The organism is uncultured Clostridium sp. (genome assembly GCF_963527835.1).
GTDB lineage: Bacteria > Bacillota > Clostridia > Clostridiales > Clostridiaceae > Clostridium.
The window spans coordinates 32,128-49,716 of record NZ_CAURTC010000030.1 but is presented as its reverse complement, the minus strand read 5'-3'; the positions used below and the strand labels follow the sequence as shown (position 1 = coordinate 49,716).

Here is a 17,589-nt window from a genome sequence, read left to right as displayed (position 1 = left end):
ATGTTTCTTGATTTCTGTTCAATTTTCAAAGACCAAATTTTCATCGTTGACTTTCATGTCAACTTTTGTTTTATTGTGTCACCCTCAAGCGACTTAATCATTATAACATTTGATTTCTTTTCTGTCAACAAGTTTTTTAATGAGTTGAAATTGAATTTCTTAACTCTTTTCTTAACTTGTCCATCGCATATCTTTGCGACGTGTTTTATCTTAACATTATCCATAATATATATTTATATTAAATCACTCCATATTTATTAATTATATTTAGTATACTCTTTATTTCTCTTTTTAATTAATTTATTCTAATACTGACACACGTGGATAAGTTATTATTGTATTCTACTATTTTATTGACTCTTTCTATTGATATCACTATGTTAAATGCATAAATAACGCTATTAATTATATATATAATTTATCTTTATGCCATTAATAAGCTTTAATTATAAGTACATCTAATACATTCCCCCTCCTAATATATATATCAATTTTTTCTTTCTATATATTGAACTAATAATTTAACTAAACTATCTTATTTACAAATTAATATAGTTAAGGTAGACTATGGTTTTGTACGATTAATTTTGAAATAAAGGGGAAAATAAAAGATGCTGACATCAAGGATTACACAATGGTTAAATGGATTGAAAAAGATCCAAAACAAACTGATGATAGTTGTAAGTATTATTATAATAATAAGCTCTACATTGTCTTCAAGTATTATATTTAAATTTTTAGGAAATGAATTGTTTAAAGGTAGGCTAAAAAACTTTCAAGCAGAAACTAGAGGGATTTCTACTACCATAGAAAATCTTTTAGATAAAGAATTAGCTGAATTAAATCAATTTATATATGATGATGATTTTATTAATTTTACAAATGTTGATACAGAATCCTTAAAAGATATAAACTCTGATTCAAGTCAAACACAAAGTAAATTAAATATGTTATTGAAAGAGTATAGTAATAAAGATTATTTAGAAACTGTTTATTTTTTAAACAAAGATGGCCTTGTCATAGCGGCAAGTGATGATAAAGCTTTATTAATAGATGTATCAAGCCGAGAATACTTTACTACAATAAATAATGGTGAAAAATCTTACATATCCAATATAATTAAATCCAATGAAACTGGTAACTATATTAATGTACTTAGTAGAGGACTATATGATGATAATAGTGATCTTATAGGTATAATATGTAAAGATATAGTTGCAAATATATATACTTCAATATTAAGTAGTTATAATTATGATAGATTTAATGTATCTTTAACTGATAAAAAAGGATCCATTATATATGATGAAGATAAAAATTTAATAGGTAATTTAACTGGAATAAATGAAATAGATACTTCATCTAATGAAAAATTTGATGAAACTAAAACTATTTACTATTCATATAATGAAGAACCTAAAGTTGCTATGTGTAACAAAATTAAAAACTCAGATTGGACTGTCTACTCTTCTGCTTATATAGGTGATATTAAAAGTCCTATAAAAAGAGCAGCTAAATTGGTTACTTTATTATCTGTATTAATTTTAATGGTCATGCTAACAATAACTAAGTTCTTAGCTAAAAAGTTTTCTGTACCTATACAAAACTTAACAAAACACATGGAAATAGTATCCCAAGGTAATTTAAGTCTTGAAATAAACGGAATTAATACAGAAGATGAAATAGAAGAATTAGCATATTCTATAAATACTACTATTAGAAATTTATCTTCTATGTTAAAAGAAATTAAGGGTTCTATACATACTGTAAATTATAATTCACAAAATCTAGCTGCTATAAATGAAGAAGTTTCAGCTTCTAATTCAGAAATAACACAAGCTGTTAGTGGTATAGCAGAAAAAATTTGTATTGTAGCAGAAAAATCACAAGAATGTGAAAATATAACCAAAAATCTTGATTTAGCTATTAATGATTTAAAAAGCAATAACATTGAGATGAACACTCAAAGTAATGAAGTTATAAATTCTATTGAACAAAGCAGTGATAAAATAAATTCTCTAATAAAATCAAAATTAGAATCAGTAGAAAGTTTTGATGAGTTAAAGAAAACAATTGAAGGGTTGTTTTCAGGTATAAACAATATATCTAATTTTTTAAATGTAATAAGTAGTATTGCTGAACAAACAAATCTTTTATCATTAAATGCTGCAATTGAAGCTGCTAGAGCTGGAGATGCTGGCCGTGGATTTTCTGTAGTTGCTGAACAAATAAGATCATTATCAAATGAAACTCAAACAGCTACTAAAAATATTAGTACAATAATAAAAAATATAGATTCATTAGTACTAAATACAAAAAGTACATTACATAATACAGAAAAAATAAATGTTGAAGAGAAGCAAGCATTTGAAAATATGAATAGTTCATTTAATGATATGCAAGAAATATTAAATAAAATGGTTTTAATTTCAAATGAAATATATAAAAACATAAATATAGTAAATAATGAAAAAATACAAGTATTAGATGCAATAATTGACGTTGCAAATTCATCTGAACAGATAGCAGCTATTTCTGAAGAAGTTAATGCATCTGTAATTGAACAAGCAAATACATTCCAAACAGTAAATAATAGCGCGGAAGAACTTAAAAATATGGCTGAGACTTTAAATAAAGAAGTAGATGTCTTTATAGTTTAGATGCCTATAAAATAATCTAGTCCAAAATATAGTTGTAGTTAAAATCAATTATATTTTGGGCTATTTTATTAAGTTATTTCTTATATATCACTATATAACTAAATATCTATTGTTAATACTTTATATTATACTTATAAAACTACTACTGAAATATACTAGCTATTATGTCTTTTTTCAAGTTTAAAATAAATTTTATTTTTAGAAATATCCCCTATTGCACTATTTAAGACTATTTAATAAATTATCTAAGTTTTCTTTTAAAATTTTAGCTTGTTCTTGAGATATATTTATTTTACAACACATCTCATTAGGAACATTAACTATCTCCTCTTTTAACTGCATTCCTTTATCAGTTAATTCAACAATAACTACTCTATCATCATTTTTATCTCTATATCTATTAACTAATCCCATAAATTCTAATTTTTTTAATAAAGGTGTTAATGTACCAGAATCCAAATGCAATCTTTTACCAATGCCTTTTACTGTAATTTTTTCATCTTCCCATAAAACAAGCATTGCAACATACTGAGTATATGTAAGATTAAATTTATCTAAAACTGGCTTATATAATTTAATTATTTCTCTAGAAGCTGCATATAAAGAAAAACAAACTTGATTTTCTAATTTAATGCAATCATATTTACTCATAAAATTCTCCTATCATTAATATATCTAAATTCCAAATTAAAATATCAAAATTAAATTTTAACAAATTAAATCTATTAAAATAATATTATAATTATATGAATTTTATGTCAATACATATAAATAACATAGGTTTATCATATCCTATTTAAAATTAAATTTATTCAGCCTTCAAAAATTCTATAATTTAGTATACAAAAATATAAGCTTCTTATTATATAAATATAATAAGAAGCAGCTTTTTTATAAATTAGCTTCTATATTTTGTTTTAATACATCTTTAGGTAAAAATCCATTTAGTTTACTTACTTCTTTACCATTTTTAAATATCATAATAGATTGAATTGAAGGAATATCGTATTTGTTTACTAAATCTCTACTTTCGTCTATATTTACTTTCAAAAATTTTGCTTTATCAGCTACTTCATCTTTCACCTCATTAAATACAGGTGCAACTAACTTAGAAGGGCTTCCTAAATTTGAATAGAAGTTCACTACTGTGGTCCCATCTTCTATTTCTTTTTTAAAATCAAAACTATAAACTTGTTTTATCATAATTCTAACCTCCAATTTTTATATTTGCTTGTTAGAATTATTTTTAGCTTCTTTTCTTTCTATATACATAAATTTTAATTTTATTTTAATTATAAGAACTTGTTTAACAAATCAGCATATTCATTTTTTATATCTTCATATATTTTTATTAAATCATCAGTTTCTTGTTTTACTCTTCCAACTATATAATCATAATTTTCTACAACCAATTGAACTATGTTGTAATCTATTTTATTACTATTTGCCATATTTTTAAGTATTTCAACTATTCTATCTTTGCTAAATTCATTCTTATAGCTTCTAGCTCCCATTAATGCACTGAAAATATCAGCAATTGCTACTATTCTGGCTTCTCTAGATATTTCCTCTGCTTTTAATCCAAAAGGATATCCTGTTCCATCTAATTTCTCATGATGAGCCATAGCTATATTTCTAACATCATCTATATCCAAATTACTTAATATTTTGTATCCAATCATAGCATGGTCTTTCATTATTTCAAATTCTTCTTCTGTAAGTTTTCCTGGTTTCTCTAAAATATTTATAGGCGTAGCTATCTTTCCTATATCATGAATCATAGCTGAAAGTTTGATTTTGACACATAAATCATCATCAAAGTTTAACAACTTTGCTATTTCATAACTCATAGCTTGTACTATTATTGTATGTTTTACTGTAGATTCACTTCTAAAATCTATTGCATATGTCAACATTTTTACATAGTCTATAATTTCTTCTCTACTAATAGATCTTTTATCAAAAAATCTAATTAATTCACCTTTATATGTGTTATCCATAAGTTTTTTATTGAAATCTGTTATTTCTAAAGCTTTTAAATATAGATCTATATTTTCTTTTTTATAATATTTAATCTTATTTTTAATTAAAGATTCTTCTATTCCATCATGCTTTAAATGAACTAATGAAATATAATCTGATAATCCTAATAATAAAGCTTCATTGGGTATATTTTCACTATAATTTTCTTTAATTTCTTGTGCTGTAAAATGATGACCTAATACTACCTTATATAAATCAGAAACTGGTGAAAAATATTTTATAAATAATGAACCGTATATAGCATGATTCATTGGCTCTATAGAATCTATCTCCAATAATTTATTTCTTTCTGATACTTTGTATGCACCTATATCATGAAATATTGCTACTGTACATAATTTTAAGATTTCATCTTCAGTGTAATTCCCATCAGCTTGCAATAATTTTAATAATATGTATGATACTTTTTCCCCGTGATCTAACAACCTTTTATCCATAGCATTAAATGCTCTTTGCATTATTATTATTACATCTTTTAAAGTAACTTGTCTCATTATATCTCCTATTTACCCTCCTTTTAAACTTTCCATTTAAAACTATATTATGCTTATTTTATTTTAATTCCAATAATAAAGTTTATTAATATTTAAATGTTATTTTCTCTCTCTTAAAATATCGATTATTTTTGTCTCAGCTATAGTAGAAAAAACTTTTGATATTTTAGTGTAATTAAATTTTTATCTTATAAACCTCTAATTAAAAGATAAAAAAGAAATAATCCCCAAATTATTATTTAAAATTTGGAGATTATCTCTTTTTTATTTATTGAATCTATTTTAAGCGTGTGTTGGTATCTTTAATAAATTAGATTGCGTTATAATCAGACTCATCCTTATCTCACAACATCTTGCTAAAACATAACCTACTTATTCTATAAGATGACAGAAAAAAGCATGTTGTTTATTTAATTCTTTTTGATACCAATCTGTTTTTATTATACTTATATATCCATCTACTATTCTTTTTACTCGTTCTTCTTTAGTGAATTGTAGAATTAGCATAGTTAAAAAGAATCCTATAATTGCTATTATTATTACATATCTTATTGTACTAGACAAATTTAAGAATATACATAAAGAGATTGATGAAAATATTACTACAAATATTGATATATACGTAATAAAGCTTATAATTTTTTTAGTATCCTTTATTTTATTTACTAATTTGTCTACTGTAGATACATCCTTAAAAAACACATCTAATTTATCTTTGTATAACTCAATAAATTGAGCTATTATATGTTTATATATATCTTTATTTTTTATTTCCGAAATTCTCATACACATTACTAATGGATATTCATAATCACTTATGTCCTTATACTCATATTCATTTCTATTTTGAAGACTAGGAACTCTTACCTGCAATTGACCTCTTACATCTAAAACCAATTCATAATTATCGTTAACCAAGTTTATAAAGTTATCTTTAATAATTTCTAATGATTTTATAACCGATGGATTGCTTGAATATTTTTTTTCCAAAATATCTATAATTGTCATAATTCTATACCCTTTCAATAACAAAATTTACAAATATAAATAATCTAAATACTATATATTAAAATTATATCAACATTTGGACATATTGTCTAAATATTGTATTTGTATGTTATACCCATTAAAATAATCATAAAAAAATATAAATATATTTAAATATTTACCTCTATTTTAAATATCGAGTAATATTTAAATATATTTATATTTATAATTTTTTTATTTAATTATGACATACCTATAATCATGCCTATAACATATGGGATTAACCAAACAATCCATACAGTTATACTGAATTTATGAAAAATAGCTTTCTTATTTTCATCATCTTTATATAGTACTCATGTTGCCCACATTGCATGAAATAACATCAATACTATAGCTAAAAAACCAGTTACTCCATGAATAGTTTGTATTGCTGTATTTGCAATTTGTACTTGATATTTAGATATTTGCCCCATTAAAAGTGTACCTATGGTATCACATAAAAGACCTAACCAAAAGTTAATAACATGATTTTTTTAAGTGTTTTTGCCTTTCTTTCTCCAAATACGCCTATTGTATAAAATATAAGAGCTAATGTTATTGCGATAATTGCTAAAATTAATTTTAAATCCATACTAATAATTCTACTTTATTTTATTTCTAAGCCTTAATAAACTATTTTTAACTTCTACTATCTCTTCTTTAGTTATATTTTTAAATACCTTATCAAAACTTTCATTAATTTTATTTTTATATTCTTTTGCAAACTCTAATCCCTTATCTGAAAAAATAATATATGTATTTCTTTTATCATCTTCTGATTTAACCTTTTTAACATATCCTAGTGCTTCTAGCCTTGTAACTATTCCTGATACTGTTCCCTTAGATAATGACATTTTTTCACATAGCTCAGATATATTAACCTTTTTATTATGTGCTATTAGCTTTATAACCATAATTTGTTGATGTGTAAGTCCTACTTCCTTTAAACCACAACTTATTGCACCTACTGTACTTGAATATATTTCTTTTATAAGCATAACAATTTCAAATATAAAAATGCATATTATGTAAATCTTGCTATTATTAATTTTTAAATAGTATTTTGTTACAAAAGATATTATTTATTACAAATTCGATTTACTTAAAGTATTAAGTTCTACCATTTTATTGTAAATTAACTTGACAAAAATTACAATAAGCGCTACTATTTTGTTGTAAATTAATTTTACATAAATTAGAAGAGGAGAATTTATTATGAAAAATTTAAAAATTTTAACATCCACTATTTTATTAAGTTCAATGTTATGTACTAGCTCTGTTTTTGCAGCAGAAAGGAAAATACCTTTGCATATGGAGCCTGGAACTGTAATTCAATATGATTCCAATGAAAATATGAAAGTATTAAAGGAAGGTAGTATTGACATTGACATTGACAATGAAAAATTAAATACATCAAATGACTACAAAAAATCAAAAAGAAATGAAAAAGTTAATGTTCCTGAAATAAAACCTAATATGACTGTAGTTTATGATGCTTTAGGTGCTCCAATTATTGTTGGAGGAAGTTCTGATGCAAATGTTATAAGTGACAGTGATGATGATTATAAAAGTATACTTACAAGATCTAATCATGAAGATCAAGGTGAGGTTTCATGGTACAATATATGGGGTGAAAATACAGCATCTGGATCACAGGCAAGCGATGGTGCTGCACATAAAGCTATTGCATTTTATACAACTGTAACAGTTTTTAATGAAGAAAATGGTTGGGACAATACTCCAGTTAGAATATTAGATAGAGGACCATATGCAAATGGAAGAATTTTAGATATGTCACAAGAATCTTTTTCAAGAATTGCAAATACAGATGACGGAATTTTTTATGGTGCAATTCGTTGGTAAATTCAATCTTAAAAAAACTTATCATTACAACTAAAATTTCTAAAAAACTTATTTTAATGGTAAGTTTTTTAGGAATTTTATTAGTTGGCTGTAGTAATGCAAATGTAATTTCTGAATTAAATAGTAAAAAGATAACTGACTCATCTAAAGATAAACTTATTGTATCAACATTTTCTAGTGAAAATAAAGGTGATATATTATCATTAAATGTTAATGATAATACTGAAAAAATTCTTGTAAAAGATAAACAAGTGGGCATTACTGGAGATTTAAGCTCAGATGAATCTAAAGTAGCCTATGTTGATGCTGTAGGTGAAACTGATCCTTGGCAAATTTATTTACATAATTTCAATGATAATGAAACATCTAAAATTACTAATAATAAATTTGGTAAGTCACGCGCTAAAATTTCAGATGATAATTTTATATATTTTATAACTGGTTCCAAAGAAAACGTAGTTAAAGTAGGAAGAGTAAATATTGAAAATAGCTCATATGATATAGATATAATAGATACGACTGATTCAGATAGACAAGCAGATGCTTTTGATGTTAAAAATAATAAATTAATAATTTCAACAGCTTCAAGGAAATTGGAACTACAAAAATGGGAAGAAAATGATAAATATGTACCAATAACTCACACTATATTTGAAACAGATTTAAACGGAAATAATCTAAAAAAAATTGCTGAAATACAGGCTACATCAGTACAATCTATTTCTTACAACTACGATGAGAAAAAGATTATTATATGTGGTTACGATATAAATAATGATTCAGGATATGGTATTTATGAACTGTCTTTAGATACAGGAGAATTAAAAACAATACTGACAGATAATATATTAGCAAATACAGAAAATTCAATTGTCAGTGGAATTTCACATCCTCCTTTAGCTACAATGTCTAGAGATGAAAATCTTATATATTTTGCTGGAGTACCTAAAAATAGTGAACCAGCATCTATATGTGGGATGTCTTGTTATCCAACATCTATATTTACTTATAATATAAATACAAAAGAATTTAAAGAAATTTTTACTCCAAAATCTGCAAGTTTAATTTTTGATTTAAATATTAACTATGAATAAAATAATACTTAAATTTACAAGTGGCTATTGCATTTTTTTGCAATAGCCACTCATTACAAATTATAAAATTTTATTTTACTAATTCTTTAGAAACTTTTTTAATATTTTCAACAGTTAAACCATGTTTTTCTAATAATCCATCTGGATCTCCAGATTCTCCAAACACATCTTTAACCCCTATTTTCTTAACCATAGTTGGATAGTTATCACAAACTACGCTTGCTACTCTATCACCTAATCCACCTATTATTGAATGTTCTTCAACTGTTACAATTCCTTTTGTTTCTTTAGCTGCTTTTATTATTATTTCTTCATCTATTGGTTTAATAGTTGCAATATTTATAACTCTAGCATTTATACCTTCTGTTTTAAGTTCTTCAGCAGCTTTTAATACCTTATGAACCATTATTCCAGTTGCAACTATTGTTACATCATTTCCTTCAACTAAAGTACTTCCTTTTCCTATTTCAAAATTATAATCTTCTGTATATATATCATCTAATGCTATTCTTCCCAATCTTATATAAACAGGAGATTTAATTTCAGCTGCTGCTTTAATACATTTGCAAGCTTCAATATCATCAGCAGGTGATAAAACTACCATGTTAGGTAATGATGCCATAAGTGCAATATCTTCTATTGCCTGATGCGATCCACCATCTGGACCTACTGTTATTCCTGCATGAGTTGCAGCTATTTTAACATTAACATTTGGATAACATACTGAATTTCTTATTACTTCAAATGCTCTACCTGCTGCAAAAACTGCAAAAGTAGTAGCAAAAGGTATTTTCCCACCATTAGCAAGACCTGCTGCCATACCAATCATGTTTTGTTCAGCTATACCAACATTAATAAATCTATCTGGATGTGCTTTTGCAAAAATTTCTGATTTAGTAGCTTTTGAAAGATCCGCATCTAATACTACTATATTTTTATTTTCATTTCCTAATTGAGCTAAAGTTGCTCCGTATGATTCTCTAGTTGCTCTTTTCATGTGCTTTCTCCTCCTACTACTTACTTAATTCAATTATAGCTTGTTCTTTTTGTTCTTTTGATGGAGCCATACCATGCCATGCAACGTTGTCTTCCATAAAAGATATACCTTTTCCTTTGATTGTGTGAGCTATTATTACTGTAGGTTTTCCTTCTACTTGTCCTACTTTATTAAAAGCTTCATCTATTTCATCAAAATTGTGTCCATCACATTCTATAACATTCCAGCCAAAACTTTTCCATCTATCGCCTAATGGATCTACACCCATTATTTCTGATGTTCTTCCATCTAGTTGAATCCCATTTTTATCAACAATAGCAACTAAGTTATCTAATTTAAATTTAGCTGCTGCCATAGCTGTTTCCCAAACTATTCCTTCTTGTATTTCTCCATCGCCTAAGACAACATAAATATTTTCACTTTTATTATCCATTTTAGATGCTAAAGCTAATCCACAACTATTTGAAAATCCTTGTCCTAAAGATCCAGTAGAAATTTCAACTCCTGGACATTTTTTAGCGTCTGGATGACCTTGTAAGAATGATCCTAATTTTCTTAAATTCTTTAATTCTTCTCTTTCAAAGAATCCTCTTTTAGCTAATACAGCATATTGAGCTGGTGCTGCATGACCTTTACTTAATATAAATCTATCTCTACCTTCTAACTTAGGGTTTTTAGGATCTATGTTCATCTTTTCAAAATATAAATATGTAACTACATCTATTATTGATAAAGATCCACCTGGATGTCCTGAACCTGATTCATAAATCATTTCAATAATATCTTTTCTTAATTCTTTTGATATATTTTCTAAATGTTGCTTATTCATAGATTGTTACCTCCAATTTTATATTTGAAAAAATGAGGAATTTAATTCCTCATTTTTTTTATTATATATTTATTATTTTTTTATGCTTCTTTTTTCTTGCTTACCATTGTTAAGCCTATCATTATAGCAACTATTCCGAGTAATGTTGCAGTTAATCCTACTCCTCCAACGAACTCTTGAACTTTACCAAGGAATATACCAACTATTCCAAAGTCACCATCTGAGAATGTTGAGTTAGCAAAACCTAAGTTTCCTAGTACAGGTAATAATGCTACTGGTAAGAATGAAATCATAACTCCATTTACAAATGAACCTATCATAGCACCTCTTCTACCACCTGTTGCATTACCAAATACTGCTGCTGTAGCTCCTGTGAAGAAGTGAGGAACAACACCTGGGATTATGATTACTAATCCTAATGCTCCTAATACTAACATTGAAACTACTCCGCCTAAGAATGAGAAGATAAATCCTAATAATACAGCATTTTGTGCATATGGGAATACTATAGGACAATCTAATGCTGGTTTTGAATTAGGAACTAACTTAGTTGAAATTCCTTTAAATGCAGGAACTATTTCGTTAAGTACTAATCTAACACCATTTTGGATTAATATAAATCCAGCTGCAAAAGTTAATGCTTGAATCATTGAATAAACTATAAAATTCTTTCCACCTGACAACTCTGTTTCTACAAATTCTGGACCTGCTGCTATAGCAACCCCAACATATAATACTAACATTGTAAGTGAAATTGAAACTACTGAATCTCTTAAGAAACTTAGAGATTTAGGAACTTTCATTTCTTCTGTTGATTTTGAACCTTTTCCTACTAATTTACCGATTATAGCTGATACTGCATAACCAATTCCTGAGAAGTGACCTAATGCAACAGAATCATTTCCTGTAATTTTCTTCATGAACGGTTGTAATATAGCTGGTGATAAGATCATTATAAGACCAAGTGCTAATGAACCTGTGAAGATTAAGTGAGCTCCACTCATTCCAGCTGATCCTAATATAACTGCTATCATACATGCCATAAATAATGTATGATGACCTGTTAAAAATATGTATTTATACTTTGTAAATCTTGCTATTATTATGTTAGCTATCATACCAAAAGTCATAATTAAAGCTGTGTTTGTTCCAAACTTGTCCATAGCCATTGCTACTACAGCTTCATTGTTAGGTATAACCCCTGATATATTAAATCCTGCTTCAAACATAACTCCAAATGGTTCTAATGATCCAACGATTACGCCTGCAGCTGATGCTATAACTACAAATCCAACCATTGCTTTTAATGTAGCTTTTACTATTGCATCGGCTGGTTTCTTTTGAAGTACTAATCCAACTAAAACTATAAGACCTATTAATACTGCTGGTTCTGATAAAAAGTCTACTGCAATTTTTAAAATACCACCCATTGTAATTCCTCCTAAGCTTATTTAAATATTTAATTTTTGGAAAGTGGTAATTTAAATTACCACTTTATTATTTTAAAGACCTATTTTTTCTTGAATCTTTCTTTTTAATTCATCTCTATCTAATAAAGAGTCTAAAACTATAAGTTCTGGTAAGTGACTTGCACTATCTGCTAAATCTATTCCTGTTACAAATATATCTGCATCTGATGCTGTTACGTCAGCTAAAGATGTGTGATTTGCTTCATATTGATCATCTACGCCTAATTCTCTTAATACATCCGTAATGTTCATTTCCACCATAAAACTTGATCCTAAACCTGATCCACAAACTGCCATAATCTTTTTCATAATTAAAGTACCTCCTTGATTTCTTTTTCACATTTTGAATTTATTATTATATTCAATTTCTCTTTATTCATACAAACTTCTGCAATTTTTCTTAGTAAATCTAAGTGTGAGTCATTATCCTTTGCAGAAAGTGTAAAAAACACATTTATTTCTTTTCCCAAAAAGTCCACTGGATTGTTAAGTTTTACAACGCTAACACCCTCTTTTAAAGTTCCATCTTCTGGTCTTGCATGTGGCATTGCTACCCCATCAGCTATACAGAAATATGGGCCAAGATCTTCTATCTTTTTTAATATAGAATCATAATATCTTTTTTCAACAATTCCGTTTTCTTCTAATATATCGCAAGAAAGCTTTATAGCTTCTTTATAATCCTCTACTCTATCAACAACTTTTACTAGCATTTATATTACCTCTCTTAAGTTATACTTTTTATTTCATCATAGCTTGCTGCATTTTTAAGTTTTTCTATATTCTCGCCTTTTGTAATTATTTCTAATAAGTTTACTAAATTCATATTCTCAGTTTTATTTGCTAATACAACCATAGCTTTAACTGGAACTTTGTTCTTACTGCCAAATTGTATCTCTGATTTAAGAGTTAATAATGCCATAGAATTTTCTAAAACATTATCTGGTGTAGCATGAACGAATGCTACTTTAGGTATAAATACCATGTAATTGCCTAAGTTCTCTATAACCTTTATAATTTCTTTTGAATAATCTTTAGTTATCTTATTTTGATCTACTAATGGTTTTGTCGCTACTTCTATAGCTTCTTTCCAGTCATCAATGTCTACATCTAATTGAGTGACATCTTGTGGTAATAACTTAGTTATTTCACTTTCATTATCACTCTTAACTAAATCTATTAGATATTCACAATTTTTTTCATAACGTTTATTATAAATTTCAGTTTTAATTTTATCTACATCACTATTATCTAATAATGGATTTACTTTTATAACCTTGTATTTATCTGCTTTAACTGGAATAGTGCTTACTATAAAATCTATATCTGTATTTTCAAGTTCTTTATCAAGATCTTTTAATCTACATACATTTTTTATCTCTAATTCAGGAAGCATAGCCCCTATTCTTACTTTTAAAAGACTTGATGTTGCTAATCCTCCATTACATACTAGTAAAATCTTATATGTAAATTTAGATTTTATATTTCTTTCAAAGATAGCATCAAAGTACATTGCCATGTATGCTATTTCTTCTTCTGGGAACTTTACACCTATAATGTCTTCTTTGCTTGATAATATAGTTTCAGTTATTTGGTATATGAAAGACATCTTGTATTTTATTTCTTCTAACATAGGATTTTCTATAACTAAATTATTTTTTATTCTATGAATTGCTACCTTTAAATGCATTGCTATTTGGCTTGTAAATTCTAAATCATTGCTACAGTCTATATTAAGTGTTTTGCAAAGTTCATCTAATATTTCTTGTGTTATATTATTTACTTCTCCTCCAACAGCTCTTCTAGATCCATCAGATATTTTCAATAAATAACATATTTCTAAGTCATCTAAACTTAAAATTTCTTTTAAAACATTAAACTCTCTTCTCTTTATTAAACTGCTTTTTTCCTTTTCAGAATAATCAATTTTGAAATTATTATTATATCTATTTATTGATAGTAAAGTTATAATCTCTAATTCTTCTATTGATTCTTCAGAATATACTGTGCCTATGTTTTTTTCTATTTTCTCTATTTTTTCTTTAATAACAGAATGTTTTAAGTTTGTTTCTTGTATTAGTCTCTCTTGAATATCATGCTTCAGCTCATCACTTAATTTACTATATATACTGAAAAAAACATTTCTTATCTTTTCTTCATTGTCATTTATAGTTATTCCGTAATATGTTTTCTTTGAAACCTGTATATTGTATTCTTCTAATTTAGTAGTTACTAATTTAAAATCTTGAACTAATGTGTTCTTACTAACATCAACATCCTTAGCTAACTCTTCTATAGTTACTTTTCCTTTTATTATTAAAAGTAGTGTAATTATTGTTATTCTGTCATCTGAAGAATAGATTTTATAATCCTGCTCATTTATTACTTCTTGAATGTCTTGACCATTTTTAAGAATTAACTTAATTCCTACTCTTGGCTTTCTTTCAAGAATTATATTTGATTCTTTCATTAAATCTTCTATAGAGTCTAAGTCATTTCTAATTGTTCTAGAACTAACTTCAAAAAACTTAGCAATACAATCAATTGTTACGTATTCATCTTTTGATTCTAAAAAATTAATTATATCCTTCTGTCTCTTGTTAAGTGTAATCAACTTTTCCCTCCTCAAGCTACCTTATGTCATTATTGTATTCGATTTCATCAGTTTCTTCTATACCAATTTACTTCACGAATTGTGGCAACTTTTATAATATATTTAAATTTTCGTTTATATTTTAAGGCATTTTTATATTTTAATAATGGGATTATAGTATAAAATGTTCTTTTTTAGAATTACATTTAGATTATTTACTCAAAAATAAAAGTATTTCTATATTTCTATTATCTTAATATTAATTGGATTTTATTAATGTACAAATTCATTACATCATACTTAGTTAAAAGTGATCTAGTGAATTTAAATATACATTGAAATTTCCCAGGAAATTTTTCCCTATTATCTGTTTTTTAGTTTTTAAGCTGTATTTTAGCATAATGTTGATCTATGAATAAGAAGTACATATTTAAAACAGAGCCAATTTTCAAATAAAATTCTATAAACTCTAATTCTATAAATTTTTAATATCTAAAAATTATATAATTTTCTATACACCAAAAAAAGCTATAGAGACATTTCTTATCCATATAGCTTTCTCGAAATTTATATTTATAAACTTAAATATTGTGATTAAATAATGACAAAACATCTTAATTATTATTTCAATAACTTTTCAATATCATATTTGTCAATTGGAAAATAATTATAATTCACATAATACAAAAAAATAGTAGTAGCATCTTTATCTAATGCCACTACTACTTTTCTAATAATAAAACCTATCATTATATTTACTCTGTTTTAAATATCAAAAACCAATACTTGATAGCCTTGTAATGTTATTTTCTTGTCTTCAACATTTACTGTTTCATAATTATTAATTAATACATTCTTATAACTTGGTAATTCAATTACTTGTTCATCTCTTTGATAATTAGCTACTAACATTAACTTCTTATCTAAGCTCTCTCTATAAAAAGCAAAAATATTATCATGTTCTTCTAATATCGGCTTAAATTCACCATATACTACTGCATCTTTAAATTCATCAGATTTTCTTAAATTTATAAGTTTCTTATAGAATGCAAATATAGAATTTTCATCATCAATTTGTGATTCTGCATTTATTTCCTTATAATTTTCATTTACTACAAGCCAAGGTTCTCCTTCTGTAAATCCTGCATTTTTACTATCATTCCAATGGAATGGTGTTCTTGTATTATCTCTGCTATACTTATTTACAATTTTTAATGCTTCTTCTTCACTATATCCATGTTTAATTGCAACATTATATTGATCTATTGTTGAAATATCATCAATTTCTTCTATTGAATTAAATTTATTATTTGACATTCCAAGCTCTTGACCTTGATAAATAAAGGGAATTCCTCTTAACATAAGTGATATAGCTGCTAACATCTTTTTACTATGATCATTACAATATTCAGTAGGAAGATATCTGCTTACACCTCTTGGCTCATCATGATTTTCAATAATACTTGCTTTAAATCCAATATCAGCTGTTTTTATTTGGCTATCAAAAATCACCTTTCTTAATTCGTTTGGAGTAAAATCTCTATAACCATACCAACCCTTTTCATTTTCTCCTAGTATGTTCATGCTAAAATCAAACATAGAAGAGAAATAACCATCTTTGCCTATAAATTTATAAAGCTCGCCTTCTTTTTCATTAAATACTTCTCCAACTGTAAAAGCATCAAACTTGTCAAAAGTTTCTTCTCTTAATTCTTTAAGCATATCCCCAACACCTTCTGCTGCATCTAACATATTGTGCATACTACAAAGTCCGTCCTCTCTATCAGCTGGGAAATCTTCAAATCTTAAATCCTTTTTTATATTAATAATTGCATCAATTCTAAATCCTGATAAACCTTTTTCAAGCCACCAATTAATCATGTCATATAATTTCTTTTTTAGTTTAGGATTTTCCCAATTTAAATCTGGTTGCTCCTTTGCAAATAAATGAAGATAGTATTTATTACTGTTGGGTATCTTTTCCCATACACTGCCTCCAAAATATGAACGCCAATTACAAGGTGGATTTCCATCTCTACCTTCTCTAAAATAGAAATAATCAGCAAATTCCCCCTCTGGATCTGCTATTGCTTTTTTGAACCATTCATGTTGATCTGAACAATGATTAACAACTAAATCCATTAATATGTGCATATCCCTTGCTTTAGCTTCTTTTAATAACTCATCCATTTCTTCCATCGTTCCAAATCTAGGATCTATATTATAGTAATCAGAAATATCGTATCCTTGATCTACCATTGGAGAACAATAAACTGGAGAAATCCAAATTATATCTACTCCTAATTCTTTTAAATAATCAAGTTTATTAATAATTCCTCTTAAATCACCTATTCCGTCTCCATTAGAATCATTAAAACTTTTAGGATATATTTGATATGCTACTTTGTCATGCCACCATTTTTTTATCATAATTTATATTTAGTAAGAGATTTTAAATTTAATTTTTCTCTAATCCCTCACCAAAATTCACCTCCTCATAAGACTCTCATTTCTTTAC

Annotated in this window: 16 protein-coding genes and 1 pseudogene; 3 read left to right on the top strand and 14 right to left on the bottom strand. The window is 26.4% G+C overall.

What is annotated here, in order from left to right; translation table 11 throughout:
* Window positions 1–53 precede the first annotated feature (53 nt).
* A complete protein-coding gene (locus RYM86_RS13735; RefSeq protein WP_315081167.1) occupies window positions 54–224 on the bottom strand; it encodes a hypothetical protein in 171 nt (56 codons plus the stop codon).
* Window positions 225–611: 387 nt separating this feature from the next.
* Here RYM86_RS13735 and RYM86_RS13730 point away from each other — a divergent pair, with 387 nt between their 5' ends.
* Complete coding sequence (locus RYM86_RS13730) at window positions 612–2,660, top strand: methyl-accepting chemotaxis protein (protein WP_315081166.1); 2,049 nt, start codon at window positions 612–614, stop codon at window positions 2,658–2,660.
* A gap of 219 nt (window positions 2,661–2,879) precedes the next feature.
* On the opposite strand, the gene RYM86_RS13725 is transcribed toward RYM86_RS13730, so the two are convergent.
* The 6 genes and pseudogenes from RYM86_RS13725 to RYM86_RS13700 form a co-directional block, all read right to left on the bottom strand.
* Window positions 2,880–3,311 (bottom strand): MarR family transcriptional regulator, encoded by a 432-nt coding sequence (locus RYM86_RS13725; protein ID WP_315081165.1) that lies wholly within the window; start codon window positions 3,309–3,311, stop codon window positions 2,880–2,882.
* Between the two features lie 240 nt (window positions 3,312–3,551).
* Window positions 3,552–3,863: a thioredoxin domain-containing protein gene (locus RYM86_RS13720; protein ID WP_315081164.1), complete on the bottom strand. Its 312-nt coding sequence runs from the start codon at window positions 3,861–3,863 to the stop codon at window positions 3,552–3,554.
* Window positions 3,864–3,952: 89 nt separating this feature from the next.
* Window positions 3,953–5,197 carry an HD domain-containing phosphohydrolase gene (locus tag RYM86_RS13715; RefSeq protein ID WP_315081163.1) on the bottom strand — a complete coding sequence of 415 codons (1,245 nt, stop codon included), beginning with the start codon at window positions 5,195–5,197 and terminating at the stop codon, window positions 3,953–3,955.
* Between the two features lie 372 nt (window positions 5,198–5,569).
* Complete coding sequence (locus RYM86_RS13710) at window positions 5,570–6,205, bottom strand: hypothetical protein (RefSeq protein WP_315081162.1); 636 nt, start codon at window positions 6,203–6,205, stop codon at window positions 5,570–5,572.
* A gap of 221 nt (window positions 6,206–6,426) precedes the next feature.
* A pseudogene (locus RYM86_RS13705) lies at window positions 6,427–6,818 on the bottom strand (HsmA family protein).
* Window positions 6,819–6,828: 10 nt separating this feature from the next.
* Window positions 6,829–7,224 (bottom strand): MarR family transcriptional regulator, encoded by a 396-nt coding sequence (locus RYM86_RS13700; protein WP_315081161.1) that lies wholly within the window; start codon window positions 7,222–7,224, stop codon window positions 6,829–6,831.
* 217 nt (window positions 7,225–7,441) lie between these two features.
* On the opposite strand from RYM86_RS13700, the gene RYM86_RS13695 reads away from it, so the two are divergent.
* Together RYM86_RS13695 and RYM86_RS13690 are read left to right on the top strand one after the other, a co-directional pair.
* A complete protein-coding gene (locus tag RYM86_RS13695) occupies window positions 7,442–8,089 on the top strand; it encodes an RlpA-like double-psi beta-barrel domain-containing protein (protein ID WP_315081160.1) in 648 nt (215 codons plus the stop codon).
* Entirely contained in the window at window positions 8,083–9,183 is a 1,101-nt protein-coding gene (locus tag RYM86_RS13690) for an S-layer protein (protein ID WP_315081158.1), read from the top strand. Before RYM86_RS13695 ends, RYM86_RS13690 begins: the two co-directional genes overlap by 7 nt.
* Before the next feature lie 70 nt (window positions 9,184–9,253).
* On the opposite strand, the gene RYM86_RS13685 is transcribed toward RYM86_RS13690, so the two are convergent.
* The 7 genes from RYM86_RS13685 to RYM86_RS13655 all read right to left on the bottom strand — a co-directional run bounded on the left by RYM86_RS13685 (window position 9,254) and on the right by RYM86_RS13655 (window position 17,501).
* Window positions 9,254–10,180: a transketolase family protein gene (locus RYM86_RS13685; protein WP_315081157.1), complete on the bottom strand. Its 927-nt coding sequence runs from the start codon at window positions 10,178–10,180 to the stop codon at window positions 9,254–9,256.
* A gap of 16 nt (window positions 10,181–10,196) precedes the next feature.
* A complete protein-coding gene (locus RYM86_RS13680; RefSeq protein WP_315081155.1) occupies window positions 10,197–11,009 on the bottom strand; it encodes a transketolase in 813 nt (270 codons plus the stop codon).
* Window positions 11,010–11,089: 80 nt separating this feature from the next.
* On the bottom strand, window positions 11,090–12,439 hold the full coding sequence (locus RYM86_RS13675; protein WP_315081153.1) for a PTS ascorbate transporter subunit IIC: 1,350 nt from the start codon (window positions 12,437–12,439) through the stop codon (window positions 11,090–11,092).
* Window positions 12,440–12,511: 72 nt separating this feature from the next.
* Window positions 12,512–12,787 (bottom strand): PTS sugar transporter subunit IIB, encoded by a 276-nt coding sequence (locus tag RYM86_RS13670; RefSeq protein WP_003373783.1) that lies wholly within the window; start codon window positions 12,785–12,787, stop codon window positions 12,512–12,514.
* A gap of 2 nt (window positions 12,788–12,789) precedes the next feature.
* Window positions 12,790–13,191, bottom strand: a complete 402-nt coding sequence (locus RYM86_RS13665) for a PTS sugar transporter subunit IIA (RefSeq protein WP_315081150.1) — start codon at window positions 13,189–13,191, stop codon at window positions 12,790–12,792.
* A 14-nt stretch (window positions 13,192–13,205) separates the two neighbouring features.
* Window positions 13,206–15,092, bottom strand: a complete 1,887-nt coding sequence (locus RYM86_RS13660; protein WP_315081149.1) for a PTS sugar transporter subunit IIA — start codon at window positions 15,090–15,092, stop codon at window positions 13,206–13,208.
* A 744-nt stretch (window positions 15,093–15,836) separates the two neighbouring features.
* The gene (locus tag RYM86_RS13655) at window positions 15,837–17,501 is read right to left on the bottom strand and encodes an alpha-glucosidase (protein WP_315081148.1); all 1,665 of its coding nucleotides are present in this window, start codon (window positions 17,499–17,501) and stop codon (window positions 15,837–15,839) included.
* Window positions 17,502–17,589: the final 88 nt, after the last annotated feature.